Raw genomic sequence first — 26,899 nt, forward strand, 5'->3', positions numbered from 1 at the left:
AGGCCACCGATGCCCAAGACGATTTCCCTTCTGATCGGAACCACCAAAGGTGCGTTCCTTTTGTCCGCGGACCCTGACCGGCAAGATTGGCAGCTGAGCGGGCCGCATTGCGACGGCTGGTCGATCAACCACATGGCGGGCGATCCGGCCACCGGCACGCTGGCTGCCGGGGGCGGCGGCGAATGGCCCGGCGCGGGGGTCTGGATTTCAAGGGACGACGGGCAAAGCTGGACGCTGTCAAAGCTGTCCCGGGGGACCATCGACGACTGGGCCTCGAATGATGCAGAGCTTGCCAGGTTCATGAACTGGCAGGACATTCCCGCACCGTTCGACGGTTTGAAGGCGATCTGGGCGGTGGCCTATGCCCATGGCACGCTTTGGGCCGGGGCCGATCCGGGCCTGTTGCTGCGCAGCGACGACCACGGCACCAGTTGGCAGATGGTGGACGGGCTGAACCAGCATGACAGCCGCGACACCTGGATGCCGGGGGCGGCGGGGCTGGTGGTGCACACCATTGTCAGCGACCCGGATGATCCGGCCCGACTGTGGGCGGCCATTTCCGCGGCGGGGGTCTTTGCCAGCGAAGATGGCGGTGTGACATGGGAGCGGCGCAACCGGATATCCAACGTCGGGGCCTGCCAGCACCATTTCCACCCGGCAGCCCCCCGGAATGGTGAAACCGGGCATTGCGTGCACAACGTGGTGCGCGCGCCGGGGCGGGGCGACCTGCTTTATCAGCAAAACCACCACGGGGTGTTTCGCAGCGCGGATGGCGGGCGCAACTGGGATGACATGACCGAGGGGTTGCCGTCGACCTTCGGTTTTCCCATCGCGGTGCACCCGACCGATCCGCAGACGATCTGGACCTTTCCGCTGAACGGCGACACCGAGGGGCGGTTTCCGCCGGGCGCGTCGGCCGCCGTCTGGAAATCGACGGATGGTGGCCAAAGCTGGCAGGATTGCCGCGCAGGTCTGCCGCAATCGGGCTGTTTCTTTACCGTCTTGCGACAGGCGATGACGACCGACAGGCAGTCAAGTCCCGGGGTCTATTTCGGAACGAATTCGGGATCGGTCTTTGCCAGTACCGATGGCGGGGACAATTGGCGGGAAATTGCGCGCCACCTGCCGACCGTGCTGTCGGTCGAGGCGTTCGACCGCGCCTGATGTGCGCCGGGTGCATGGCGTCTATGCGGAAATGGCCGCTGTTATCGCTGCCAGCCCGCATAGCTTTCCCGCCAAGGGAGGAGCCAACAGACCGATGAAAAGGCATACCCGATGACACCGAAGTTTCCCCGCAAGGTCGACGCGCAACAGGCGCTGGACTGTCTTGAACAGGCTTGGGCCTATTACACCCCGATGCCGCGCATCGTGACCACGGCCGAGGCGCCCAAGCCCGACCAGGTCTGGCCGGACTATTTCGCCGCCGCCTGAACGCTGCAGACAGGGCACGAAAAAAGGGGCCGTTGTCGCGGCCCCTTTTGTGTTTCTTGTACCCGGATCAGCCCGCGATCATCTCGGACTGGCGGACGATGACCTCGGCCTGCTTGATGCTGGCGATGTCCACCAGTCGGCCCTTGTAGACGGTGGCGCCTTCGCCGCGGGCCTTGGCGTCTTCCATCGCTTGCAGGATCTCGCGCGCTTCGGCCACGGCGGCCTCGGACGGGGTGAAGACCTCGTTGGCCAAGGCGACCTGCTTGGGGTGAATGGCCCATTTGCCAACCATGCCCAGCGTGGCCGACCGCAGCGCCTGCGCGCGGAACCCTTCGTCATCGCTGAAGTCGCCGAACGGGCCGTCCACGGGCAGCACCCCATGGGTGCGGCAGGCGGCGACGATCGCGGCTTGTGCCCAATGCCACGGGTCCGACCAGTGTTTCACGCCGTCGCGCAGCATGTAGTAGTTTTCCTGCGTCCCGCCGATGCCGGTGGTCTGCATGCCCATCGAGGCGGCAAAGTCGGCGGCGCCCAGGCTCATCGCCTGCAGGCGCGGGCTGGCGGCGGCGATTTCCTCGACATGGGCGATTCCGGCGGCGGATTCGATGATCACCTCGAAGCTGATCGGCTTGGTCCGGCCCTTCGCGCGTTCCACGGCGGTGGCCAGCGCATCGACGGCATAGACATCCGCCGCGCAGCCGACCTTGGGGATCATGATCTGGTCCAGGCGGTCGCTGGCCTGTTCCAGCAGGTCGACCACGTCACGGTACCAATAGGGCGTGTCCAGCCCGTTGATCCGCACCGACAGGGTCTTGGTGCCCCAGTCGATATCGCCAATGGCCTGGATGATATTGGCGCGGGCGCTGTCCTTGTCCGACGGCGCGACCGAATCCTCGAGGTCGAGGTTGATCACGTCCGCGGCCGAGGCGGCCATCTTCTCGAAAATCGCGGGGCGAGAGCCGGGGCCAAACAACTGGCACCGGTTCGGGCGTGCAGGCGCGGCAGGCTGGATGCGGAAGGACATCGGGACCTCTTTCTTGTGGTAAGGAAATTTCGTTTCTGCTGGGCGAGGGGTTATTAAATTACGCTGCGCTGCGCAAGTCATTTTCGCAGGTGCAGAAACGCCCCGCATCGCCGGGGGATCAGAACCGTATCCGATCAAAGCAGAACGCGTTTCCCGAAGCGCTGTTGCGCAGGCAGGTGATCTGGTCCCCTAGGTCCGAGGCTGCGGCGATATAGTCGGACGTGGCGGAGTTGCCGTTGATGGTTTGATCGCCGTCCAGGCCAATCACGGTCTTTGCGCCGCTGGGCCACGTAAAGCTCAGCGTCACGACCATCTCTCCGGCGCCGGTGAACCGGGCAGTTTCGACGGCGCGACACGCATCGTTATCCGTCAAGGTGTCATTGGCATCAAAGACGATGCAACGGGTGTTCACGGAACGGCTGTCGCTCCAGACGGTTGCCTCTGCCTGCAAGGCACCGGTACCGTACTCACGGCTGAGGTCGGCAAAGCGCGTCCACGGTGGATAAAAGGCGGCTTGATCAAGGAACATGACCCCGCCACGCGAGAACGAGACCGCCAGGCGACGGTTGTTGTCTGCCAGCGGGTTGGCTTGTGGCCAAATCCCGCCGAAGGTGGCTTCGCAATTCAAGCCGTCTTCGGCAGGGTCGGGATCGGATACGAAACTGGCGGTGCCGAAATCGCCGGGGGCGCCAAGCGCAAGCTTCAGGACGCCCCGGTTGTAGTGCCGCACCAACAGCCCCTCTGCGTAGTCCCCCAGCCGGCGACCGGCAAAGAATCCGCTGTCCGGGCCGTCAAGGCGGTTGGCATAGCTTTCGAGATAGGAGGTTGCGGGCATCAGTGCCGATTGGGTGTTCAGGCAGACGTTGACGAAATGCGCCCGGGTCAGACGCGCGGGATGCGGCAGGCCGACGACGTCGATCATCCATTGCGCTGCCTCGCCAACGGTCGACAGGACGTACATCTCTTGCGGCGGGGTGGCGACCATGCGGTTCAGCAGCGTGGCCGGAAAGCGCAGGTCCGCCTGACGGTCGCTGAGTTCCCCGATCGAGCGCACGGCCACGGTAAACGCCTTGTCGACGGCCTCGGCGGTATAGTTGCCGTCCGGGATTGTCAGGCCTGGCGCGTGAAACCCGAGCGAGCCCTGCGCATGCAGGACGCGGTTGGGCAGGCGCCCGGCGGGGCCTTCGCTTTCAGACCCGCCTGCCATGAACAGCACGGCGCAGGCAGAGTGACAGCGTGCCCCGGCGGCGACCGCCGTACCAATGGCGGTATTGAGAGACGACCTTTCTGACTGGCGGTTGGTCAGAACGTCTGACATGCGCAAGGCCTCGGCAAGAGAGCCACCGGCACTGTCGAGACAGATCCGGGGAACGACAGTCCCTGCGCCACCGTCGAAACGGGCAATGAAGTCAGGGTTGTCCCGATAAGGGTTCGTGCCGATACTCTTGGTCAAAGCGTCGCGAAACCGTTCGGCATCGCCCGGCACGATCTGGCCGCGGATGGTCATGAAACAGCCCAGCTCGGCGTCCCCGCCCGGCAAGAATTCTGCGGCATCGGCCCGGGGCGCAAGGGCGACCAGCAGGTTCAGGCCAAGCGCGGCCAGCACAGAACCGCGCGCTTTCAGGTGACGAAATAGCATGGGCAACCTTCTGAATTGAGCCGGGTCGGGAAAGCGTAGGGGATTCGATCCGGGCCAGCAACGGCGGCGGGTGGTCCACGGTTGCACAGTTCTTCGGCGAATGGGGGGTTTCACCGCAGAAACTTGCGTCAGCGACGGTGGCCCAGACGATTTTGCAAGCGCTTTCGCCTGCGGACGCCGCAGACTGTCGGAAACGTCAGTGGAGGCGACCAGAATGATTCAGACCCCTTACCTGCTGTTCCTGGGCGACGCGCCCGACGGTCTTGCCGCCAAGGTGGCGCAGGGCATCAAGGACTGGCGGCCGGAAAACTGTGTTGGTCAGTTCCGGATGGACGGCTGCAACGCCGACATGGGCCTGCCCGACATGACCCTGGAAGAGGCCAGGGCCGCCGGTGCCAAGACGCTGGTGATCGGGGTGGCCAACCGCGGCGGGATCATCAGCCCGGCGTGGAAAAAGGTTCTGGTCATGGCGCTGGAAGAAGGGTTTGACCTAGCTTCGGGCCTGCACAATCTGCTGCGCGACGAACCCGATCTGGTCGCGGTGGCCGAGGCCACTGGCCGCAGCCTGCACGACGTGCGCGTGCCGGAGGTCGACTATCCCATCGCCAATGGCGAAAAGCGCCGCGGCAAGCGTTGCCTGGCGGTCGGAACCGACTGTTCGGTCGGAAAGATGTACACCGCGCTGTGCCTGGATCGCGAAATGCGCGAACGGGGGATGAAGGCCACCTTCCGCGCCACCGGTCAGACCGGTATCCTGATCACCGGCGACGGCGTGCCGCTGGATGCGGTGATCGCAGATTTCATGGCCGGGTCGATCGAATGGCTGACCCCCGACAACGATGACGATCATTGGGACATCATCGAAGGACAGGGCAGCCTGTTCCACGTCAGCTTTTCCGGCGTGACCATGGCGCTGATCCACGGCGGCCAGCCCGACGCGCTGATTGTCTGCCACGAACCGACCCGCGAACACATGCGCGGCCTGCCGTCCTATACCCTGCCGTCGCTGGAAGCGGTGCGGGACATGGCGCTGGCGCTGGCCCGGGTGGCCAACCCCGCGTGCCAGGTGGTGGGCTATTCGATCAACACCAAGGCGATGCCGGAAGACGAGGCACGGGCCTATCTTGCCGATGTCGAGGCCAGGCTGGGCCTGCCCGCCACCGATCCGTTCCGGTTCGGCGCGGGCAAGCTGGTCGACGCGCTGGCGGCGATCTGAGGCCGGCGGGACGGCGCTCGCTTCTGCTGAAGCGTCGCCCCGCCCACCGTCCCGCTGTTGCCTTTTGCCCGGCGTTTGCGTCGGATGGTGGGGACAGCGGGAGTATTTGGAGAAAGATGAAAGGGGCAGGGATGCGCATTGAGGTGACGCGGGACGTGTTTCGGCTGGCGCAGGTCTTTACCATCAGCCGCGGATCGCGGACCGAAGCGAAGGTGCTGACCGTGACGGTGCGGGATGGCGATTTGGCGGGGTGGGGCGAATGCGTGCCTTATGCGCGCTATGACGAGACGCTGGAGAGTGTCGAGGCCGAGATCGCCAGCTTGCCCGCCGACGTGACGCGCGCGCGCCTGCAGGAACTGCTGCGCGCAGGTGCGGCGCGCAATGCCGTCGACTGTGCGCTGTGGGACCTGGAGGCCAAGCGCGCGGGCAAGCGGGCCTGGGAGCTGGCGGGGTTGACCGCGCCGGGACCGGAGATCACCGCCTATACCCTGTCGCTGGACACGCCCGAGGCGATGATGGCACAGGCCGCGAAGAACGCGTTTCGGCCGCTGCTGAAGATCAAGCTGGGCACGCCGGATGACATGCCGCGGCTGGAAGCCGTGCGGCGCGGGGCGCCGGCGTCGAAGATCATCGTGGACGCCAACGAGGGCTGGTCAGCCGAGGTCTATGCCGACCTGGCGCCGCATCTGGTGCGTCTGGGTGTGGCCCTGGTGGAGCAGCCGTTGCCCGCCGGGCAGGATGATGCGCTGATCGGGATGGCCCGTCCGGTGCCGGTCTGCGCCGATGAAAGCTGCCATGACAGGGCGTCGCTGCCCGCGCTGAAGGGCAAGTACGACGTGGTCAACATCAAGCTGGACAAGACCGGCGGGCTGACCGAGGCGCTGGCGCTGCGCGCGGCGGCGCTGGCCGAAGGGTACGACGTGATGGTCGGTTGCATGGTCGGGTCTTCGCTGGCGATGGCGCCGGCCGTGCTGGTGGCGCAGGGTGCGTTGGTGACGGATCTTGACGGGCCGCTTCTGTTGGCGGAAGACCGGGCGCAACCGCTTCGCTTTGACTCGGCCGGGGTGCACCCGTCCGAACCCGCGCTTTGGGGCTGAGCCCCGCCCTGACTGGAGAACTGACCATGACCCGCACCGTCTTTCTGAACGGCGAGTACCTGCCCGAAACCGAAGCCAAGGTGTCGATCTTCGACCGCGCCTTCCTGATGGCCGATGGCGTCTATGAGGTAACGAGCGTGCTGGGCGGCAAGCTGATCGACTTCGACGGACACGCCCGGCGGCTGCAACGGTCGCTGGACGAGCTGCAGATGCCCGCGCCGTGCAGCATGGACGCGTTGCTGGAAATCCACCGCGAACTGGTGCGGCTGAACGGGATCGAGGACGGGCTGGTCTATCTGCAGGTCACCCGTGGTGCGCCGGGCGACCGCGATTTCACCTGGCCCGATCCGGAAACCTGCCCGCCGACGCTGGTGCTGTTCACCCAGAACAAGCCGGGGCTGGCCGACAGCCCGGCGGCCAAGGCCGGGATCAAGGTGATCTCGATCGAGGATATCCGCTGGCACCGCCGCGATATCAAGACGACGCAGCTGCTGTATCCGTCGATGGGCAAGATGATGGCCAAGAAAGCCGGTGCCGATGATGCCTGGATGATCGAGGACGGCTTTGTCACCGAGGGAACGTCGAACAACGCCTATATCATCAAGGGCAACAAGATCATCACCCGGGCTCTGTCGAACGACATCCTGCATGGCATCACGCGCGCCGCTGTCCTGCGGTTCGCGCAAGAAGCGCAGATGGAAGTGGAAGAACGCAATTTCACCATCGACGAGGCGAAAGAGGCCGATGAGGCGTTCATTTCCTCGGCGTCGATGTTCGTGATGCCGGTAGTGGAAATCGACGGCGTGACGCTGGGTGACGGCACCCCGGGGACGCGCGCCCTGCGCCTGCGCGAGATTTACCTGGACGAAAGCCGCAAGGCCGCGATCTGACGCGATCACAATCGCGGTTGATGGCTTGCGCCCGCGGCCCCTGTCCTGAACAATCGGGGCGGGGGATTCGAGAGGCGCGGCTGTATGCGCGATGTTTTTGCTATTGCTGTCATTTTCTTCGTGTTGGCCGGGTTGGGCCTGTTCGAGGTTCCCAATGACGACGCGGTGATCGAGGCCGGGATCCGTGCGCAGGCACAGGGTATCCTTGCCGATCACCCGCACGCGCTGGAACTGACGGTTGCAGGGCGCGAAATTTCCGTCACCGGCCGGGTGGACAGCCAGGCGCAGCGGCGTGCGCTGGAATCGCGTCTGCGTGCCATTGACGGGGTCGAAGCGGTGTCGGGCGCGTTCGAGGTGCTGCCGGCGGTGGACCGGTTCGAATTCCGCATGACCAAGTCCAACGACGGCACGATGCGCGCGGGGGGCCATGTGCTGCGCGGCGCGACGTCCGTTCAGGTGGCCCAGCTGGCCGCGGTCGAACGGGTGCCGCTGACCGTGGCGACCGGTGCGCCGGACGACGCGTGGGATGACGTCATCAAGATCCTGACCAGCGTTGTCGTGGCACTGGACACGGCAGAGGTTTCGTTGTCCGGGCACGATGGGCAGGTCCGCGGGGTGGCGACATGGCCGGCGCAGGCGGAACGGGCGCAGGCGCTGTTGGCCGGGCTGCCCGAGGCGTACAAGGTCGCTGCGCAGATCGACGTGCTGGATGACGGCAGGCCGTTCCTGTTCATGGCCGAACTGCACCCCCGTCTGGGCTTGACCCTGCGGGGCAAGATACCGCCGTCGTTGGGGCGCGCGCCCTTGCTGGCGGCGCTGGGGCAGCCCAGCCGGGACCTGGTGCAGGTCGCGCCAGCCGATCCCGACCTGCCGGGATTCGCCGGGGCGGTGCAGACCGGTGCGCGGTTGCTGGCGCAGGCCGGGGCGGGGCAGGTCCTGGTCACCGGCGACAGTGTTCTGCTGAGCGGGGCGCGGGCGACGCCGGCGCTGGTGCAGGCCGTCGCGGCGGCGCGGGCAGAGTTGGGTGACGGTTATCAACTCGACACCTCGCTTTTGCCGGATGAGCCGGACTTGCCGTTTGGCCTGCGGATCGAAAAGGCGGCGACAGGGGTGACGTTGTCGGGGTTCCTGCCGCAAGGCGACGCCACGACCGCGTTGTTGCAGGCGATGGCGGCGGATGACTCGGCGCTGCGACTGTCGGTCTATCCCGATCTTGACGGGGTGGCAGAGGCTGCCCGCGTCGCGGCAGAGGCGATGGGGCTGGCTGAAAACGGTGTTGCCGTGGTCAGCGAAGGTGAACTGACGCTGGATGTAGTGTTGCGCGATCCAAACGTACAGACCCGGTTCGCAACCGTACTGAACGGGTTGCCCGCGGGGTTTCATGCCACCCGCTACGTCGAACTGCTGGATGACGGGTCGAGCCCGCGGGCGCGGTTCCTTTATGACGCGGTGGCGGGGCTGCGGGTCGAGGGCAAGTTGCCGACCGGTCTGGACACGCCCGCGTTGCAGGAACTGACGGGGGTCAGCGTTCTGGACAACCGCGCCCTGACCGCGTTCGACGGGCAGATCGACGGCTTGTCAGACCGGCTGAAGGCAGTGGCGGCCTGGCTGCCCGACGCGGAACGCGTTCGGATCGACGCCAGCGCCGAGGGGTTGGAAATTGCCGGGGTCCTGTCGCCCGGCGTGGACCGCGACCTGATTGCCAATGAAACCCGCGCGCTGTTGCAGGAGGGCGATCAACTGACCCTGACGATGATGGATGCCTTTCCCGAAGAAGGCCTTCAGCGCGTGAACGCGGCCAGCGGGCAACCGCAGGTTTTCGTGGCGGGCTATTGGCTGCCGGTGCTGGATTTCGATCCGGCGCCGAAGGCCTGCGAGGACAAGACAGCCGAAGGGCTGGTCCGTGACAGGGTTCAGTTCCTGTCAGGGTCCACCCGGCTGGATGCGCGGGCGGTGCGGGCGGTGAACTGGATGTCGGCGGTCGGGCTGGTTTGTGTGAACGAAGGGCGGTTGCAACTGGAAATCGGCGGACATACCGACAACGTGGGCGGTGCTTCGGCCAATCGCCAGATCAGCGAAGCCCGTGCGCGACAGGTGGCAGAAGCGATTTTCCTGCGTGGCGTGATCCCGGATTTCGTGCAGATACGCGGTTATGGCGAAAGCCGTCCGGTGGCGGACAACGCGACAGAGGACGGACGTGCGGCGAACCGGCGGATCACGTTTGACTGGACCATCGACATGCCACAACCCGAAGCCGCAACCGAAGGGCCGGAAACCGGCGCCGGGATGGTTCCGCCAGAGGGGCCGGGCGCGTTGCCGGCACCGGATGCGGCACCGATTCTGCCCGCGCTGCCGCTGCGGCCCGACATTCCACAAACCGCGATGAATGATCCCGACATCGCCGGACCGGGTTAGGCGGCGGGCCGTACCGCAGCGTGGCGGATCAGTCTGTTGCCTCACCCACGTTTTCGCGGAACGCGACCTCGAAGGCGGCCTGTTTTTCCGGGCTGGCCGGGGTCTGGTTCTGCGCCTTCCAGTCGTCATAGGGCATGCCGTAATAGGCTTGGCGACCTTCCTCCTTGGTCATCGCGATGCCGTGGTCGTTGGCGGCTTCCTGGTACCAGCGGGCCAGGCAGTTGCGGCAGAAGCCGGCCATGTTCATCAGGTCGATGTTCTGCACGTCGGGCCGGTCTTCCATCAGGTGCTTGCGCAGGCGACGGTACGCGGCGGCCTCGATTTCGATGCGGGTCTGGTCGTCCATGTCTGGTCTCCTTTTCTTACTCGGGCACCTGTTCCAGCGCCCTTTCCAGCAGCGGGGCCAGCCGTTCGCCCCAGGCTTTCTGATGTTGCGGGTCGGTGATCAGGTCGTTGCGGACTTCGATCAGGGCATTCAGGCGGCCGTGATGCAGCGCGTGGCGGTCGATGACGTCGCCGGGCAGGTGACCGGGGTAGGGTTCGTTGCGCCCCACCACAAGGTCGGGTTCCGCGTCCAGCAGGGCGATCAACGGATCGGCCAGCCGGGCGTCATAGGCGTGCAGGATGCCGATGTGCCACGGCCGCGACGGGCGGCCCTGCAACTGGCGGGTAAAGCTGTGGACAGGCACCACAACGGTGTCGTCACGACGCGCTGCGAGCGCCTCCAGCGCGGTGTGATAGGGACGGTGATAGGCGTTCAGCCGGCGTTCCTTTTCGACGGGTCCGGCGTTGCGGTTTCCCGGGATTACCGACCCGTCGTAAAGCCGCATCAGCAGGGTTGGATCGTCCTCTCCGCGATTCGGGTCAATCACAAGGCGAGAGAAATTCGACAGAATCACCGGCGCGTTCAACGCATCGGCCAGCGCGACGGCGACCCCCGCTGCGCCCACATCATAGGCAATGTGGCGCGCCATGTCGCTTTCGGGCAGGCCAAGCGTGCCGCCAAGGTCCGGAGGAACGGTGTTGGACGCATGGTCGCAGGTGATGACCCAACGGCTGCGGCGATCCTCGCCAAGAATTTGAAAAGGCTGGTATGTCATGGTTCTGTTATCCGCTTGCCCCATTCCATAGTGCAGTTGCGCGAAGAAGGGAAATGGGCAATAACGCGCGGGACCCGATAGCGGTAACGGTCTTCTGCAAAGGCCAGAAACAGGAAAAACGCCGTATGCGTCCGCATCACGGCGGACGAGGGATGAACAGATGAGACGTCTGCGCAATATCAAGATCGTGGCCACGCTTGGCCCGGCATCGAACGATTACGACACGGTCCGCAAGCTGCATGAGGCCGGCGCCGACGTGTTCCGCCTGAACATGAGCCACGGCACCCATGAGGAAATCCGCGCCCGCCACGAGATGATCCGCCAGATCGAAAAGGACCTCGACAGCCCGATCGCGATCCTGGCCGACCTTCAAGGCCCGAAACTGCGTGTCGGCACCTTTGCCAATGGCGAGGAAGAGCTGATCGAAGGCGCGGCCTTCCGGCTTGACCTTGAGCCGGAACCTGGGGACGCGACCCGCGTACAGCTTCCTCACCCCGAGATTTTTGCGGCGCTGGAAGTTGGGTCGCACCTTCTGGTCAACGACGGCAAGATCCGGCTGCGGGTGAAATCCTGCGGCTTGGATCATGCCGATTGCGTGGTGACCACGGGCGGCACGATTTCCAACCGCAAGGGCGTCAACGTGCCCGACGTGGTGCTGCCGCTGGCGGCGCTTTCGGACAAGGACCGCAAGGACCTGGAATTTGCCGCCGCGTTGGGGGTCGACTGGCTGGCGCTGTCGTTTGTTCAGCGCCCCGAGGACGTGGAAGAGGCGCGCGCGCTCTGCGGTGGCCGGGCGGCGATCCTGTCGAAGATCGAAAAGCCGTCGGCGGTAGCGTGTTTCGACGACATCCTGGCGGTCAGCGACGGCATCATGGTGGCGCGCGGTGACCTGGGCGTGGAACTGCCGGTGCAGAACGTGCCGCCGATCCAGAAGCGCCTGATCCGCAAGTGCCGCGCCGCGGCCAAGCCCGTGATCGTGGCGACCCAGATGCTGGAATCGATGATCGACTCGCCCATGCCCACCCGGGCCGAGGTGTCGGACGTCGCCAACGCCATCTACGAAGGCGCCGACGCGATCATGCTGTCGGCGGAATCGGCCGCGGGCAGCTATCCTGTCGAAGCGGTGACGACGATGGACAATATCGCGGTCGAGGTCGAAAGCGATCCGACCTACCGCGACGTGATCGAGGCATCGCGCGCCGCCAAGCGCGTGACGATCGCCGATGGCATCGTCGCCGCCGCGCGCGAGATCGCCGAAACCACCGACATCAAGACGATCTGCTGTTTCACCCAGACCGGCACCACCGCGGCACTGGTGGCCCGTGAACGCCCCCGTGTACCGATCATCGCCATGAGCCCGCTGCGCGGCACCGCGCGGCGTCTGGCGCTGACCTGGGGTGTGAACTGCGTGATGACGGGGGAACTGGAACGGTTCAAGCAGGCCGTGGTCAACGCCGCCCGCGCGGCGCGGACACTGGGCTATGCCGGGGAAGAGGACCAGATCCTTGTCACCGCCGGCGTGCCCTTCAACCAGACCGGCACCACCAACATCCTGCGCGTCGCGCCCTGCGACGAACGTTTGATCTATCGCACCGACCCGGAGTAACCTTTTCCCGCAACCACCGGGGAGGGGCGCATGGATCCGGATACGGCACTTCTGGCGGGGATGGGTCTGTTGATCCTGTCTCTGCCCTCTGCGATTGCCGCGTTGGCGGAGTCGCGCGCGCCCCGGGTTGCTGCAGTGGTCGTGATCGCGGGCGGGGCGCTGATCGTGCACGCGCTGCGGTCGAAACCCGGCGGCTATACCTGGGAAGAAATCCCGATCGTGATCTATTCCATGGTCGCCGCCGCGCGCGACACGATTTTCTGAACGCAGTCACTTGATTTATCCCCTGCGCCCTCGTAAGAGGCGCGCTCATCCTGCGGGACCGGCCGATGTGGCATGCCGAGTCGCGCTTTTACCGTTGTAAATACCGAGGAGACGGAAATGCCCAAGATGAAGACCAAGTCGAGCGCCAAAAAGCGCTTCAAGGTGACGGCAACCGGCAAGGTTGTCACCGCCCAGGCCGGGAAACGCCACGGCATGATCAAGCGGCACAAGAAATTCATCCGCAACGCGCGCGGCACCACCACGCTGAGCGCACCCGATGCCAAGATCGTCAAGGGCTATATGCCCTACGACCGCTGATCCAGCCTGAAGGAGTACGCACATGTCCCGCGTTAAAGGTGGAACCGTCACCCACGCCCGTCACAAGAAGGTCCTGAAGGCAGCGAAAGGCTATTACGGCCGTCGCAGCACCACCTTCAAAGTGGCCCGTCAGGCCGTCGACAAGGCCAACCAGTATGCAACCCGCGACCGGAAGACGCGCAAGCGCAACTTCCGCGCGCTGTGGATCCAGCGGATCAACGCCGCTGTCCGCATGCACGACGAAGCGCTGACCTATTCGCGCTTCATCAACGGCCTGAACCTGGCCGGCATCGAAGTCGACCGCAAGGTCCTGGCCGACCTGGCCGTGCACGAGCCCGAAGCCTTCGGTGCCATCGTCGCACAGGCCAAGGCCGCGCTGCCGGCGTAAGCCAGCAAAAGCGTATCATGGAAAGGGCCGTCCCCGGGTGGGGGCGGCCTTTTTCGTTGCGCGGGGAACGTGGTGGTGTTGGCCTTTACACAGGGGCTGCGCGCCCGGGACGGTTTCCTTTGCAGGGTGTTTGCCGCATTGTGGCGGCCTGACAAAAAAGGCTGTGCCATGACCGACCCGCAGAACCCGTTCCGCCACCATCCAAGTCTGAAGGGACTGATCACCCCGCTGGAGGAGTCGTTCTTTGGCGATTTCACCGTCGAACAGGTGGTGGAGGACATGAAGGAACGTGGGCAGGACACCAGCTGGATCACCCCGCGCGAGGAACGCGAAGCCTGCCGCCATGCGACGCTTGACGGGCGGTGGGACAGCGACCTTTGGGTCTTTGCCTATGGCTCGCTGATCTGGGACCCAGCGCTGCGGTTCAGCGAGGTGCGGCGCGGGTTTGCCCCCGGCGTCGAACGAAAGTTTTGCCTGTACGATGATCGCGGCGCGCGCGGTTCAGCCGAAGCGCCGGGCGTAATGGCCGGGCTGGACGAAGGCGCGGGCTGCCACGGCGTGGTATTTCGCATCGACCGCGACAGGCTTGACGCGGAAACCTATCGCCTGTGGAGCCGTGAACGCATCGGCCCGGCCTATATCCCGCGCTTCATCCCGGTTGAAACCGCTGAGGGCGATGTCGAGGCGGTGACCTTCATGGTCAACCATGCCGCCGAGAACATCCGCCTGGACCTGAGCCACGAAGACCAGGTGCGGCTGTGCGCGCTGGGCGTGGGTGAGCTTGGCAGCAGTTACGACTACGTCGCCAACCTGGCCCGGCATTTCGAGGAATTGAAGATCGAGGATGCGAAAGTCACCCGGTTGCTGACCGATGCGACAGCATACCGTGACGCCATGAGCGCCTGAACCCGTCGCAGCGGTTGCAAAGCCTCTCTGCGGGCGATAACTCCCTGTGCGAACCAGACGAGGGCCAGGGCATGGACGAACTGCGAGACAAGTATATCGGCCTGATTGCCGCCGCTGCCGACGAGGCCGCGCTGGAAGACCTGCGCGTGCAGGCCGTCGGCAAGAAGGGCGAGATCAGCCTGCAAATGCGCGAACTGGGCAAGATGAGCCCCGAGGACCGGCAAGTCGCCGGGCCGAAGCTGAACGCGCTCAAGGACGAGATCAATTCGGCGCTTTCGGCCAAGAAATCCGCGCTGGCCGATGCCGCGCTGGACGAACGGCTGCGGGGGGAATGGCTGGACGTGACCCTGCCGGGCCGTGGGCGCCGTCAGGGCACCATCCACCCGATTTCGCAGGTGACCGAGGAAGTCACCGCGATCTTCGCCGATATGGGGTTTTCGGTGGCCGAAGGGCCGCAGATCGACAGCGACTGGTATAACTTCGACGCGCTGAACATCCCCGGGCACCATCCGGCGCGGGCGGAAATGGACACGTTCTATATGGCGCGGGCCGTGGGCGACAATCGCCCGCCGCATGTGCTGCGCACCCACACCAGCCCGGTGCAGATCCGCACGATGGAAAAGCACGGCGCGCCGATCCGCGTGATCGCGCCGGGGCGGGTCTATCGTGCCGACTATGACCAGACCCACACGCCGATGTTCCATCAGGTCGAGGGGCTGGCGATCGACCGCGATATTTCCATGGCCAACCTGAAATGGGTGCTCGAGGAATTCGTGAAGGCGTATTTCGAGGTCGACAACGTCGAACTGCGCTTCCGCGCGTCGCATTTCCCCTTCACCGAACCCTCGGCCGAGGTCGACATTCGGTGCAGCTGGGAAGGCGGCACGCTGAAAGTGGGCGAGGGCGACGACTGGCTGGAAATCCTTGGCTCTGGCATGGTGCACCCCAAGGTTCTGATGAACGCCGGCGTGAACCCCGACGAGTGGCAGGGCTTTGCGTTTGGCATGGGCATCGACCGGATCGCCATGCTGAAATACGGCATCCCCGACCTGCGCGCGTTCTTCGATTCAGACCTGCGCTGGCTGCGGCACTACGGGTTTGCGAGCCTCGACGTGCCGACGCTGCATGGGGGGCTGTCGCGCTAAGGGGCAGCCTTGAATTGCTACGACGCAGGAACAGGCAGAGACCGGGATTTCCGACACATCAGGACCTTACAATGCCCATCTTCTACCATGAAAACCGGGACAAGTCCGAGGCCAGCAAACGGCTTTATGCACGCTACGAGATGGCCCACACGGCAGTGGATTTCCTTGCGGCGATTGCCTTCCTCGTAGGGTCAGTGCTGTTCTTCGATGACGCAACCCAATACACCGCGACCTGGCTGTTTGTCATTGGGTCGCTTTTCTTCGCGATGAAGCCGACGTTGCGGCTGACCCGCGAAATACGCCTGTACCGCATGGGCAAACTGGACACTCTCGCCAAACGGGCGGAAAGCTGAGGACTGACACATGAAATTCACCCTCTCCTGGCTGAAAGAACACCTCGACACCTCGGCCTCGGTCGATGAGATCGCCGAGGCGCTGACCGACCTTGGGCTTGAGGTCGAAGGGATCGAGAACCCCGCCGCCAAGCTGGCCACCTTCACGCTGGCCAAGGTGAAACACGCCGAGCAGCACCCCGATGCCGACCGGCTGCGGGTCTGCGTGGTGGAAACCGACGAGGGCGACCGCCAGATCGTCTGCGGCGCGCCCAATGCGCGGGCGGGGATCACGGTGGTTCTGGCCAAGCCGGGCGACTATGTCCCCGGGATCGACGTCACGCTGAGCGTCGGCAATATCCGCGGCGTTGAAAGCCACGGGATGATGGCCAGCGAACGCGAACTGGAACTGTCGGACGAACACGACGGCATCATCGAACTGCCGTCGGGTGAGGTCGGGCAGAAATTCACCGACTGGCTGGCGGCGAATGATCCGGCCCGCGTGGACCCGGTGATCGAGATCGCCATCACCCCCAACCGCCCCGATGCGCTGGGCGTGCGCGGTATTGCGCGCGATCTGGCCGCGCGGGGGCTGGGCGCGCTGAAACCCGCCAACCAGGCGCGCGTGCCGGGCACCTTCCCGTGCCCGATCGACGTGACCATCGACCCCGACACGCTGGAAAACGGCTGCCATGTCTTTGCCGGACGGTTGATCCGGGGGGTGAAGAACGGCCCCAGCCCGAAATGGCTGCAGGACCGTCTGCGCGCCATCGGGTTGCGCCCGATCTCGGCCCTGGTCGATGTGACCAACTTCTTCACCTATGACCGCAACCGCCCGCTGCACGTGTTCGACGCCGACAAGGTGCAGGGCAACCTTGTGGTGCACCGCGCCAAGGATGGCGACACGCTGGTCGGTCTGGACGACAAGACCTATACGTTCAGCGACGGGCAGGTGGTGATTTCCGACGAGAACGGGATCGAATCCATCGCCGGCATCATGGGCGGCCTGGAAACCGGCTGTACCGAGGACACGGTGAACTTGTTCCTTGAGGCCGCGGTCTGGGATCACATCCAGATCGCGCACACCGGGCGTGCGCTGAAAATCAACTCGGACGCACGGTATCGCAACGAACGCGGCATCGACCCGGGCTATAACATGCAGGCGATGGAAGACGCGGCGCAGATGATCATCGACCTGTGTGGCGGCGAGGCGTCCGAGATCGTGGTCGCCGGGCAGGTGCCCGATGTGTCCCGCGCCTACAAGCTGAACCCCAAGCGGGTGATCTCTCTGGTCGGGATGGAAATCCCCGAAGCCGAGCAGCGCCAGACCCTGACCGCCCTGGGCTTCCGTCTGGAAGGCGACATGGCCTGGGTGCCGTCCTGGCGCCCCGATGTCCTGGGAGAGGCCGACCTGGTCGAGGAAGTTGCGCGGATCGCGTCCCTGACCAAGCTTCAGGGCAAGCCGATGCGCCGGGTTCAGGCCGGGGTGCCCAAGCCCATCCTGTCGCCGATGCAGCGGCGTGAACAGGCCGCGCGGCGGACCTGCGCGGCGCTGGGCTACAACGAATGCGTGACCTATTCCTTCATCGACCAGGCGTCTGCCGCGCTGTTCGGCGGCGGGGACGAAACCACCATGTTGGCCAACCCGATCTCGACCGAGATGAGCCACATGCGCCCGCAACTGTTGCCCGGCCTGCTGCAGGCCGCCGCCCGCAACCAGGCGCGCGGTTTCCTGGACCTGGCGTTGTTCGAGGTCGGCCATGCCTTCCACGGCAGCGAGCCCGAGGAACAGCACCTGCAGATCACCGCCCTGCTGGTCGGCCGCACCGGCCCGAAGGACGTGCATGGCGGATCGCGCGGCGTTGACGTGTTCGACGTGAAAGCGGATGCCGAGGCGGTCCTGTCCGCCATCGGCGCGCCCGCCAAGGTGCAGATCCTGCGCGGCGCCGAAGGCTGGTGGCACCCGGGCCGTCACGGCAAGATCTGCCTTGGCCCCAAGAAGGTACTGGGCGTTTTCGGCGAACTGCACCCCAAGGTGCTGGCCGCGATGGACGTGAAGGGCCCCGCGATGGCCTTTACCCTGTTCCCGGGGGAAATCCCGCTGCCGCGCAAGACCAACGCAACCCGCCCCGCGCTGGTGCTGAACGATCTGCAGGCGGTGGAACGTGACTTTGCCTTTGTCGTCGATGCCGGGGTCGAGGCGCTGACGCTGGTCAACGCCGCAGCCGGAGCCGACAAGGCGCTGATCGCCGACGTGCGTGTCTTCGACGAATTCATCGGCGGGTCTGTGGGCGAGGGCAAGAAATCGCTGGCCATCACCGTGCGGATGCAGCCCACCGACAAGACGCTGAAAGATGCCGATATCGAAGCGGTGTCGGCCCGGATCGTCGAAAAGGTCGGCAAGGCCACCGGCGCAACCCTGCGCGGCTGATCTGCGCCCGCGGCCAGGAACCGCAACCTGATCAGTGGGGAGGCGACGCATCCCTTTGGTCCGCGTTCCGGTCGCCCTGACAGCATGGCAATCGCCCGAGGCGACGTTTCCCCGGCAAAAAACCGGCTCCGACTGCCCGCGACCGCTGACCGTTCCGGCACCGGGGTCTGCAACCGTTGCCCGCGGGTGGACATCCGCGGGGAAACCCATATCTACGACGAAACCAATGGAAACGGAGAAACCCATGCCCTTGAATGTCTACCTGTCCGGGGAAATCCACACCGACTGGCGCGAACAGATCATCGACGGCGCGCAGGGGCTCGACGTGACCTTCAACAGCCCGGTCACCGATCACGCCGCCAGCGACGATTGCGGCGTGGCCATCCTGGGGGCGGAACCCGACAAGTTCTGGCACGATCGCAAGGGCGCCATGGTCAATGCCATCCGCACCCGCAAGGGGATCGAAGATGCCGACGTGGTTGTTGTCCGCTTCGGCGAAAAATACAAACAGTGGAACGCCGCCTTCGACGCGGGCTTTGCCGCGGCATTGGGCAAGTCGCTGATCATCCTGCAACAACCCGACCACGACCACGCGTTGAAAGAGGTCGATGCCGCCGCGCTTGCGGTGACTCGCAGCCCGGACCAGGTGGTTGAAATCCTGCGGTACGTCCTGACCGGCAAGCTGCCGGGCTAAGTCAGGACAGCCGCAAACCTGTCCTTCTTCTGGGCCGAAATATCCCGGAGAGCGCGAGAGGCAGAGCCTCTCGCATGCGCGGCACGTGTATTCCCCCGCCAACAGCAAAAGGGCCCCGCCGACGGGGCCCTTTGTGTCCGTGATCGCGGGTCTCAGCCGCGCAGGAACGCCTGCGCCTGGAAGGCCCGCAGCATCGGCCGGGCCGCCGGGTAGTCGCGGTCGAACCGGCCATCGCGCAGCGCGGGGAAGATTTCATAGACCTCGGCCCGCTGCGCGCTGTCCAGCCCCGAAAGCGACAGGTCGCCGGGCTGGAAGCTTTCTGTCCAGGCCCCGTTTGACACCACGACCTCGTGCTGGTCGAACAGGATGTGCAAATACGTCACCCCGTCTTCGGGGAAGACACGGCTGACCCCGTCCAGAACCAGCAGGTCCTTTGCGGCAACCAGAACTTCGCTTGCGCCGAACCACAACTCGGTGCGCGCGCCCGAGATCAGAACCCGGTGCTGCGGCGAGACCACAAGATCGGCCTGCGGCTGGCCGTCGCCCAGACACCCTGCGGGGATGCGGATCGGGGCCAGGTGCGGGCGCGCCCGCAGTTCTGCCGCGGTGAAGGACCGCCCGCCCTTCCAGCGCACCGGCTGAAAGCCGTTGTCACGGGTCAGAACCTGCGCGCTTTCGCGCAGCGCTTCCACCGGGACATCGCCCTGCAGCGTGCGAATGCGCGTACCGGCGGCGAAACAGGCTGTATAGGTGACGTGTTCGATGTTGCTGAAGGTCAGCACGGAGCCATCGAGCCATGTCGCGGTGCCGCCTTCGGTGCTGGTCATGACAATGGTTGCCGGACCGGTGATGTTCAGCGTGTCGCCAAGCACCTCTCCGGTTTCACCGCCGTCGATGCTGAAGGCCGTGCCGTCGACGTCGCCGGGGCCGACGTTGAACACGTCGTCGCCGCCGTCGCCGGTGATCGTGTCGCCAGAGCCACCGGTGATCGTATCGTTGCCGTCCCCGCCCGAGACCACGTCGCCGCCAAGCGCACCGGACAGCAAATCGTCGCCCGCGCCACCGTCGATGGTGTCGCCGCCGGCGCCACCAAGAACGGTGTCGTTCCCGCCGCCGGTGTTGATCGCCGCACCGCCGGTGGCCGCGCCCACGTTCACCGTGTCGTCGCCGGCGTCGGTCAGGATGGTTTCGATCTCGCTGAAGCTGAGGGTATCGGTGCCATCGGTCAGCGTGCCCGCCTCGGTCCCGGTGAAGGTCACGCTGACGGTTCCGGTCAGGCCTGTGGCGTCGATGGTATCCTGATCGGCGCCGGTGGTAACGGTTTCGCCACCAACGATCACGTCGGTGCCCATGCCGTCTGTCAGGGTGAACAGGTCCTGGTCGGCCCCGCCGGTCAGGGTGTCGTTGCCGGCATCGGAATTCAGCGTGTCCTGGCCATCGCCGCCGTCCAGCGTGTCATTGCCCGCACCGCCGGAGATCACGTCATCCCCTGCGCCACCTCGGACAAAGTCGTCGCCCGCTCCGGCCAGGATGGTGTCGTTCCCGGCCCCTGCGACGATCACGTCATTGTCGTTGCCGGCCAGGTTGTCGGCGGCATCCACGCGGTCGCCCTCGGGGTCACCGGTATAGGTGGCGTCGATCAGGTCTGCGCCGGTGGTGCCTTCGACGATGTCGTTCAACGGTGTGGCACCTGCCGGGATGCCCATCGCCTCCAGTTGCGTCGGGCTCGACACGTCAGACGGATCGACCCCCGCCAGCGTGATCGATTCCCCGCCCGGGAAGGTCAGGATCGCGTCGCCGGTGCCGTCGCCATTGGTGTCGGTCACGGTCACATCGTCGGTGGTCACCGGCGTGGTGCCGCCGTCCGAGGTCAGGCTGCTGACATCCAGCAGGTCGTTGCCGGAATAGGTGCCGTCGCCGTTGTCGGTGGGGGCGAGGAAGCCCGACACCGTATCGTTGCCGTCGCCGTCCTCGAACAGGATCTGATCCGCAACGCCGTCGCCCGCGCCGATGTCGATGACATCGTCGCCGGTGCCGCCGTCGACCAGGTCGGCGCCGTTGCCGCTGTTGATCGTGTCATTGCCGGTAGCGCCGGTCACGGTATCCGCGCCATCACCCAGAACCAGCGTTTCGATTTCTTCGAACGTCAGCGTGGCGGTGCCGTTCGACACGGTCCCCATTTCCAGCGCGGCATAGGCGACCGACATGTTGTCGCCAAGGGCAGACAGGTCAAGCGTATCGCCCAACACCTCGGCGGTTTCGCCGCCGATGATGCTGTCGGCATCCAGTGTCCCGGTGGCAACGATCAGGTCGTCGCCGCCTTCGCCAAGAATCGTGTCCGCCGCGGCGCCTGCGTTGATCGTATCGTCGCCTGCCCCCGCCTCGACCAGGTCGGCATTGTCGCCGGTGGCGTTGTCATTGGCATCGACCATGTCGCCTTCCGGGTCGCCGGCGTAGGCACCGTCGATCAGGTCGCCGCCCGTTGTGCCCGACACGATGTAGTCGGGGCCAACTGCCGGAATGCCCATGGCTTGCAACTGTGTCGGAGTCGACACATCCGCCGGATCGACCCCAACCAGAGTCAGGGATTCGCCGCCAGGGAAAGTCAGGATCGCATCGCCGCTGCCGTCGCCCACGGTATCGGTCACAGTCACGTCCGCGACGTTGACCGGTGTGGTGCCGCCGTCCGACGTCAGGTTGGTGACCTCCAGCAGGTCGACACCGGTAAAGGTGCCGTCGCCGTTGTCGATCGGGACTTCGAAGCCGGTGATGGTGTCATTGCCATCGCCATCGGTCAGGATCAGCAGATCCTGGTCGCCGTCGCCGACGCCGATATTGAACACGTCGTCGCCCGCGCCGCCATCGATCACGTCTGCGCCCGCGCCGGTGCTGACGGTGTCGTTGCCGGCCGAGCCGGTGATGTTGTCATCGCCGCCGCCAAGGGTGAAGTTCTCGATCTCGCTGAACAGGGTCGCGGTGGCGCCGTCGACCAGGACGCCGCTTTCCGTCGTAGACAGGTTCAGCGTCAACAGCGTGTTCAGCGCCGAGGCATCCAGGGTGTCCCCGGTGGTTTCGCCGGTTTCGCCGCCGATGATGCTGTCATCGCCGTGTCCGCCGGTCAGAACAAACGTGTCGTCGCCCGCGCCGCCGTCAATCGTGTCCGCGCCTGCGCCGGCGTTGATGGTGTCGTTGCCCGCGCCCGCCAGGACGGAATCCTGGTTCAGTCCCATCAGGTTGTCGTTGGCGTCGATCAGGTCGCCTTCGGGGTCGCCCAGATAGGCGGTGTCGATCAGGTCGTCGCCACTGGTGCCTTCGACGATGTAGTTCAGCGGAACCGCACCGGACGGAATGCCGATGGATTCCAGCGCCGCCGGGGTCGACAGCTGGGCCGGGGTCACGCCGGTCAGGACGATGGTTTCGCCCCCCGGGAAGGTCAGCAGCGCGTTGCCGCTGCCATCGTCTGTCACCGTCACGTCGCCGCTGTTCACCGGGGTGGTGCCGCCGTCCGAGGTCAGGCCGCTGACATCCAGCTGATCGTTGGTGGTGCCATCGCCGCTGTCGGTCATGTCGAAGCCCTGCACCGTATCGGCGCCAGAGCCATCGGCCAGCACGATCGTATCGCGGCCCGCGCCCAGAACGATATTCTCGATCTCGGCAAAGCTGGTGGTGCCGGTGCCGTCGCTGACAGTGCCGGCTTCGGGATCGCTGGCCGTCAGGTTGACAGTCAGATCGGTGGTCACGGCCGACATGTTCAGCGTGTCACCCAGGGTTTCGGCGTCTTCGCCGCCGGTGATGCTGTCGCTGCCAAATCCGTCGTTCAGAACAAAAAGGTCGTCGCCCGCGTCGCCCATCTGGGTGTCGTCGCCGGCGTCGCCCGTCAAGGTGTCGTTGCCCGCGCCGCCCAGCATGACGTCATTGCCCGCGCCGCCCGACAGGCTGTCGTTGGCGGCATCATCGGCAGCCATGATAAGGTCGTAGTCGGTGGTGCGGGTGCCCGCGCCTTGTTCGCCGATCAGGTTTGTATGCGCATAGCCGACAAGATAATCGTCGCCAGCGCCGCCCAGCAGCGTGTCGGCCCCGTCGTCGCCTTCGACATAGTCGGCGCCATCGCCCGCGTCGGCACTGTCGTCGCCAGCGCCTGCCTTGACGATGTCGTCGCCACCCCCGGCCTGGATCACGTCGTCATCGTCACCGGTGGCGTTGTCGGCGTTGTCGATGCGGTCGCCCTCGGGGTCGCCGGCATAGCCGGCATCGATCTCGTCGTTCCCGGCGGTGCCTTCGACGATGTAGTCGGGCGTAAAGCTGGGAATGCCCATCGCCTGCAACTGTGCTGGGCTGGACACGGCGCTGACCGACACGCCGGTCAGCGTCAGGCTTTCGCCCTGCGGGAAGGTCAGGATCGCGTCGCCGGTGCCGTCTCCGTTGGTGTCGGTCACGGTCACGTCGCTGACATAGACCGGGGTGCTGCCGTCCGAGGTCAGCGCGGTGACGTCCAGCAGGTCGTTGCCGGTAAAGGTGCCGTCGCCATTATCGGTTGGGACGCTGAAGCCATCGACGGTGTCGGCCCCGGACCCGTCCGCCAAAACCAGCGTGTCAACGCCGGAAGATAGCAGGATGTGTTCGATTTCCTCGAAGGTCGCGGTGCTGGTGCCGTCGGTAAAGCTGCCCGCCTCGCCGTTGATATCGGTCAGGTCGATGGTCAGGGCGGTGGTCACCGCGGTCAGGTCCAGCGTGTCGCCCACCGTCTGGTCGACGTCTTCGGCGCTGATCGTGTCATTGCCGAAGTTGTTTTCGACCATGATCGTGTCGTCACCCCAGCCGCCCCAGACATAGTCGTTGCCTTCGCCGCCATAGAGCACGTCGTTGTTGTACGAGCCGCGGACAAAGTCGTCACCCGCGCCGCCATACAGCGTGTCGTTGCCAAGGTCGCCGTTGACCCAGTCGTCGCCGTCGCCGCCGTACCAAAGGTCGTTGCCGTCGCCGGATTCCAGGCTGTCGTTGCCTGCACCGCCGTAGACCGTGTCGTCGCCTTCGTCGCCGTAAAGCGAATCGTTGCCGTCGCCGCCGTCCAGCCGGTCGCCCTCGGTGCCGCCGCGCAGGGTGTCGTCGCCACCGCCGCCCGCAATGGTGTCGGACCCGCCCGCGCCCAGCAGGCTGTCGCCCGCGCTGCCGCCGGTCAGGTCGTCGTTGCCGTCGCCTGCGTCCACGTCCAGGCCGGCACCATCGTTGGTGCCGTCCAGCGTGTCATTGCCCGCGGTCAGGGTCAGTTGTTCGATTTCGCTGAACGTGGCGGTGTCGGTGCCGTCAGTCAGGGTCCCGGCCTCATCGCCGGAATAGACCACGTTGACCGCGGTTGCACCGTTTTCCACACTCAGATGGTCGGCGTCGGTGCCGGTTTCGCCACCGATGATGGTGTCAGACCCGCCCATATCCCCGGCATAGGTGACAAGGTCGGAATCCGCGCCGGTGGAAATCACGTCATCGCCATTGTCGGCGATGATGGTGTCATCGCCCGCGCCGGCGGTGATGGTCATCTGGCCGCCTGCGCCACCCAGGCTGAACTGGTCGCCCAGATCGGTCAGCAGGATTTCCTCGATTTCCGAGAAATAGACTGCGTCCGCCCCGGTGCTGACAACGCCCGACGCATCGGCGGTCCGCGCGCCGTTGACCGCCGTGGTGACGGCGCTGAAATCCAGGATGTCGTGGTCTGTGCCGGTGGTGGCGGTTTCGCCGCCAGTGACGTCATCGGTGCCAAAGCCATCGGCGAAGAAGATCGTGTCGCCATCGGCGGCGCCGTTGATGCTGTCGTTGCCCAGATCGCCATAGATGCTGTCGGCACCGTCGCCGGACAGCACGGTGTCGTCGCCGTCGCCGGCATAGACCGTGTCATCGCCGTTGCCCGACACCACGCTGTCGTTGCCGGTGCCTGCGGTCACAAGGTCATCGTCGTTGCCGGTGGCGTTGTCGCCGGCATCGATCATGTCGCCTTCGGGGTCGCCGGCATAGGTGGCGTCGATCACGTCATCGCCCGCGGTGCCTTCTACGATGTAGTCCAGCCCGTTGTTGGGGATGCCCATTGCCTGCAACTGTGCCGGGCTGCTGACCTGCGCGGCGCTGACGTTTTCCAGGATGATCGATTCGCCACCGGGGAAGGTCAGGATGGCATTGCCGGTGCCGTCGCCTATGGTGTCGGTGACAACCACATCCGCCACGGTCACGGGCACGCCGCCGTTGGTCAATCCGCTGACATCCAGCTGGTCCTGCGAAGTATAGGTGCCGTCCCCGTTGTCGGTGGGGGCCTTGAAGGCGACCACCGTATCCGTGCCGCTGCCATCCGCCAGAACTACGGTGTCGATGCCACTGGACAGGAAGATATGCTCGACGCCGCTGAAGGTGACCGTGCCATCGACACCGGCCACCGTGCCCGTGCCCGCCGTGCCAGAAGTCAGGTCCACCGTCACGTTGGTGATGACACCCGACATGTCGATCACGTCGCCGTTCGATTCGCCCGTGTCGCCGCCGATGATCGTGTCGTCGCCATAGCCGTCTTCGACGACGAAAACGTCATCGCCGTCGCCGCCCGACATCTGGTCTGCGCCCAAACCACCGTGGAACACGTCGGCGCCCGCGTTGCCGCTGATCACGTCGTCGGCGTCGCTGCCGGTCAGCGTGTCGTCGCCGCCGGTGCCCGACAAGGTGGTGAAGAAATCAAACAGCGTCGCGCCGCCCAACGTGGTATCCGTTGCCCCGACATAGCCGGATTCGCCAACCGCATAGGTCGTCGTTCCATCGCTCAGGGTCAGCAGTCCCGGCGTGGTGTCGAAGTCAATGGTATAGCCCGCACCAAGAGCGCTGAAATCAAGCGTGTGGCCTGCCGCCGCTTCGGAAATCCCCGACCAGAACGTCGGATCGTTCCAGTTTGCTGTGGTAACGGTATACAAGGCCATGACGCGACACTCTCCACTCGGACGGGCCTGCGCGTCTTAAAACGCCCCGACCCGAATCTTTGATTGATCAGCACGGCACAAAACGCACCGGCTCGGGGGGGTTGTCGCTTTCAACAGGGGCCGATTGAGGGCGGGTTTCGGATCAATTTGGGGCAAATCGCCCAACCAAGGCCTTTTTCGAAACACTTGGGCGCGGGCGTGCCAAAACCGTCAAGAGGCGGCGAAACAAAAACACCCGCGTCAGGAACGCGGGTGTCTGCGCGGGTGTCGTTTGGCCGGTGTGTGTGTCAGTGCACGGTGACCGGTGCCAGATCGTTCTGCCGGGCCAGCACAAAGGCCATCTTGCGGTCGCGCACCAGCGCCAGCCGTTCGCCATTGGCATTGTGCACGGCATACAGCTCTTGCTTGCCGCCCAGTTGGGTGCGGATTTCATCGGGCAGGTCGGCGGCTTTTACCGGCCGGACGTAAACGATCCGATCCTGTTCATGGGCCGCAAAAGGTACTTTGGAATTCATCGCATTACCCCTTTCTGATCTGGATGGTCTGCACCACGGTTTCCGGGCGCATCAGTGTCAGGTCGATGTGCAGCAGGCCGTTTTCCATGATGGCCTCGCCCACTTCGACCCCGTCAGCCAGCACGAAACTGCGCTGGAACTGGCGCGCAGCAATGCCCCGATGCAGGAAGACACGGTCAGCGCCGTCGTCGCGCTGGCGGCCGCGGATCACCAGTTGCCGGTCCTCGATGGTGATCGACAGGTCGGCCTCTGAAAACCCGGCCACGGCCAGCGTGATTCGGTAAGAGTCGGCGGAGGTTTGTTCGATATTGTAAGGCGGGTAGCCTTCGTTGCCGGATTTCGCGGTGCGTTCCAGCAGGCGTTCCAACTGCTCGAAGCCGAGCATGTGGGGATAAGCCCCAAGACTGAGTTTGCTCATGGACATGTCCTTCATCAAGCGACCGTCAGCGCGGGCCCCTTTCGGCGACCCGGCCACACGAATATGGGAAGACTGTCTGCGGCGTGCAAGGGCTTTGCGGAAGGCACTGAAATTGCTATCTTA

General features: G+C 65.2%; 22 protein-coding genes. 15 read left to right on the forward strand and 7 right to left on the reverse strand.

Going from position 1 to position 26,899, the window contains the following annotated elements; translation table 11 throughout:
• Nucleotides 1-9: 9 nt before the first annotated feature.
• Together VK792_RS01015 and VK792_RS01020 are read left to right on the forward strand one after the other, a co-directional pair.
• A complete protein-coding gene (locus VK792_RS01015; protein WP_326295418.1) occupies nt 10-1,164 on the forward strand; it encodes a WD40/YVTN/BNR-like repeat-containing protein in 1,155 nt (384 codons plus the stop codon).
• Nucleotides 1,165-1,275: 111 nt separating this feature from the next.
• A complete protein-coding gene (locus VK792_RS01020) occupies nt 1,276-1,431 on the forward strand; it encodes a hypothetical protein (protein ID WP_326295419.1) in 156 nt (51 codons plus the stop codon).
• Between the two features lie 67 nt (nt 1,432-1,498).
• Here the strand turns inward: VK792_RS01020 and VK792_RS01025 are convergent, their stop codons facing one another.
• Together VK792_RS01025 and VK792_RS01030 are read right to left on the reverse strand one after the other, a co-directional pair.
• Entirely contained in the window at nt 1,499-2,455 is a 957-nt protein-coding gene (locus VK792_RS01025; protein ID WP_326295420.1) for an L-malyl-CoA/beta-methylmalyl-CoA lyase, read from the reverse strand.
• A 118-nt stretch (nt 2,456-2,573) separates the two neighbouring features.
• Nucleotides 2,574-4,094 (reverse strand): COG3904 family protein, encoded by a 1,521-nt coding sequence (locus tag VK792_RS01030; protein WP_326295421.1) that lies wholly within the window; start codon nt 4,092-4,094, stop codon nt 2,574-2,576.
• 214 nt (nt 4,095-4,308) lie between these two features.
• Between VK792_RS01030 and dgcN the strand changes: the two genes are divergently transcribed.
• From dgcN to VK792_RS01050, 4 genes are all read left to right on the forward strand, one after another.
• Nucleotides 4,309-5,310 carry an N-acetyltransferase DgcN gene (gene dgcN, locus VK792_RS01035; protein ID WP_326295422.1) on the forward strand — a complete coding sequence of 334 codons (1,002 nt, stop codon included), beginning with the start codon at nt 4,309-4,311 and terminating at the stop codon, nt 5,308-5,310.
• A gap of 131 nt (nt 5,311-5,441) precedes the next feature.
• Nucleotides 5,442-6,407, forward strand: coding sequence for an N-acetyl-D-Glu racemase DgcA (gene dgcA / locus VK792_RS01040; RefSeq protein WP_326295423.1), 966 nt, complete (start codon nt 5,442-5,444; stop codon nt 6,405-6,407).
• A gap of 26 nt (nt 6,408-6,433) precedes the next feature.
• A complete protein-coding gene (locus VK792_RS01045; RefSeq protein WP_326295424.1) occupies nt 6,434-7,297 on the forward strand; it encodes a D-amino-acid transaminase in 864 nt (287 codons plus the stop codon).
• 84 nt (nt 7,298-7,381) lie between these two features.
• Nucleotides 7,382-9,712, forward strand: coding sequence for an OmpA family protein (locus VK792_RS01050; RefSeq protein ID WP_326295425.1), 2,331 nt, complete (start codon nt 7,382-7,384; stop codon nt 9,710-9,712).
• Between the two features lie 28 nt (nt 9,713-9,740).
• Here VK792_RS01050 and VK792_RS01055 read toward each other — a convergent pair whose 3' ends face one another.
• Nucleotides 9,741-10,058: a DUF1244 domain-containing protein gene (locus VK792_RS01055; protein WP_326295426.1), complete on the reverse strand. Its 318-nt coding sequence runs from the start codon at nt 10,056-10,058 to the stop codon at nt 9,741-9,743.
• A gap of 16 nt (nt 10,059-10,074) precedes the next feature.
• Nucleotides 10,075-10,812 carry an N-formylglutamate amidohydrolase gene (locus VK792_RS01060; RefSeq protein WP_326295427.1) on the reverse strand — a complete coding sequence of 246 codons (738 nt, stop codon included), beginning with the start codon at nt 10,810-10,812 and terminating at the stop codon, nt 10,075-10,077.
• A gap of 160 nt (nt 10,813-10,972) precedes the next feature.
• On the opposite strand from VK792_RS01060, the gene pyk reads away from it, so the two are divergent.
• From pyk to VK792_RS01105, 9 genes are all read left to right on the forward strand, one after another.
• Nucleotides 10,973-12,418, forward strand: coding sequence for a pyruvate kinase (pyk, locus tag VK792_RS01065; protein WP_326295428.1), 1,446 nt, complete (start codon nt 10,973-10,975; stop codon nt 12,416-12,418).
• Between the two features lie 30 nt (nt 12,419-12,448).
• Nucleotides 12,449-12,682 (forward strand): hypothetical protein, encoded by a 234-nt coding sequence (locus tag VK792_RS01070; protein ID WP_326295429.1) that lies wholly within the window; start codon nt 12,449-12,451, stop codon nt 12,680-12,682.
• Between the two features lie 117 nt (nt 12,683-12,799).
• Nucleotides 12,800-13,000, forward strand: coding sequence for a 50S ribosomal protein L35 (gene rpmI, locus VK792_RS01075; RefSeq protein WP_172299095.1), 201 nt, complete (start codon nt 12,800-12,802; stop codon nt 12,998-13,000).
• A gap of 22 nt (nt 13,001-13,022) precedes the next feature.
• A complete protein-coding gene (rplT, locus tag VK792_RS01080) occupies nt 13,023-13,388 on the forward strand; it encodes a 50S ribosomal protein L20 (protein ID WP_326295430.1) in 366 nt (121 codons plus the stop codon).
• A gap of 168 nt (nt 13,389-13,556) precedes the next feature.
• Nucleotides 13,557-14,294, forward strand: a complete 738-nt coding sequence (locus VK792_RS01085) for a gamma-glutamylcyclotransferase (protein ID WP_326295431.1) — start codon at nt 13,557-13,559, stop codon at nt 14,292-14,294.
• A gap of 71 nt (nt 14,295-14,365) precedes the next feature.
• Entirely contained in the window at nt 14,366-15,439 is a 1,074-nt protein-coding gene (gene pheS, locus VK792_RS01090; protein ID WP_326295432.1) for a phenylalanine--tRNA ligase subunit alpha, read from the forward strand.
• 71 nt (nt 15,440-15,510) lie between these two features.
• Complete coding sequence (locus VK792_RS01095; RefSeq protein ID WP_326295433.1) at nt 15,511-15,792, forward strand: YrhK family protein; 282 nt, start codon at nt 15,511-15,513, stop codon at nt 15,790-15,792.
• A gap of 10 nt (nt 15,793-15,802) precedes the next feature.
• Nucleotides 15,803-18,202, forward strand: coding sequence for a phenylalanine--tRNA ligase subunit beta (gene pheT / locus VK792_RS01100; RefSeq protein ID WP_326295434.1), 2,400 nt, complete (start codon nt 15,803-15,805; stop codon nt 18,200-18,202).
• A 244-nt stretch (nt 18,203-18,446) separates the two neighbouring features.
• Nucleotides 18,447-18,896, forward strand: a complete 450-nt coding sequence (locus VK792_RS01105; RefSeq protein WP_326295435.1) for a YtoQ family protein — start codon at nt 18,447-18,449, stop codon at nt 18,894-18,896.
• A gap of 152 nt (nt 18,897-19,048) precedes the next feature.
• Here VK792_RS01105 and VK792_RS01110 read toward each other — a convergent pair whose 3' ends face one another.
• The 3 genes from VK792_RS01110 to VK792_RS01120 form a co-directional block, all read right to left on the reverse strand.
• Nucleotides 19,049-25,837, reverse strand: coding sequence for a Hint domain-containing protein (locus tag VK792_RS01110; RefSeq protein WP_326295436.1), 6,789 nt, complete (start codon nt 25,835-25,837; stop codon nt 19,049-19,051).
• A gap of 293 nt (nt 25,838-26,130) precedes the next feature.
• Nucleotides 26,131-26,358: a DUF1150 domain-containing protein gene (locus VK792_RS01115; protein ID WP_326295437.1), complete on the reverse strand. Its 228-nt coding sequence runs from the start codon at nt 26,356-26,358 to the stop codon at nt 26,131-26,133.
• Between the two features lie 4 nt (nt 26,359-26,362).
• A complete protein-coding gene (locus VK792_RS01120) occupies nt 26,363-26,776 on the reverse strand; it encodes an Hsp20 family protein (RefSeq protein ID WP_326295438.1) in 414 nt (137 codons plus the stop codon).
• Nucleotides 26,777-26,899 lie beyond the last annotated feature (123 nt).

Source organism: Mesobacterium hydrothermale, assembly GCF_035818635.1.
Taxonomy (GTDB): Bacteria; Pseudomonadota; Alphaproteobacteria; order Rhodobacterales; family Rhodobacteraceae; genus Mesobacterium_A; species Mesobacterium_A hydrothermale.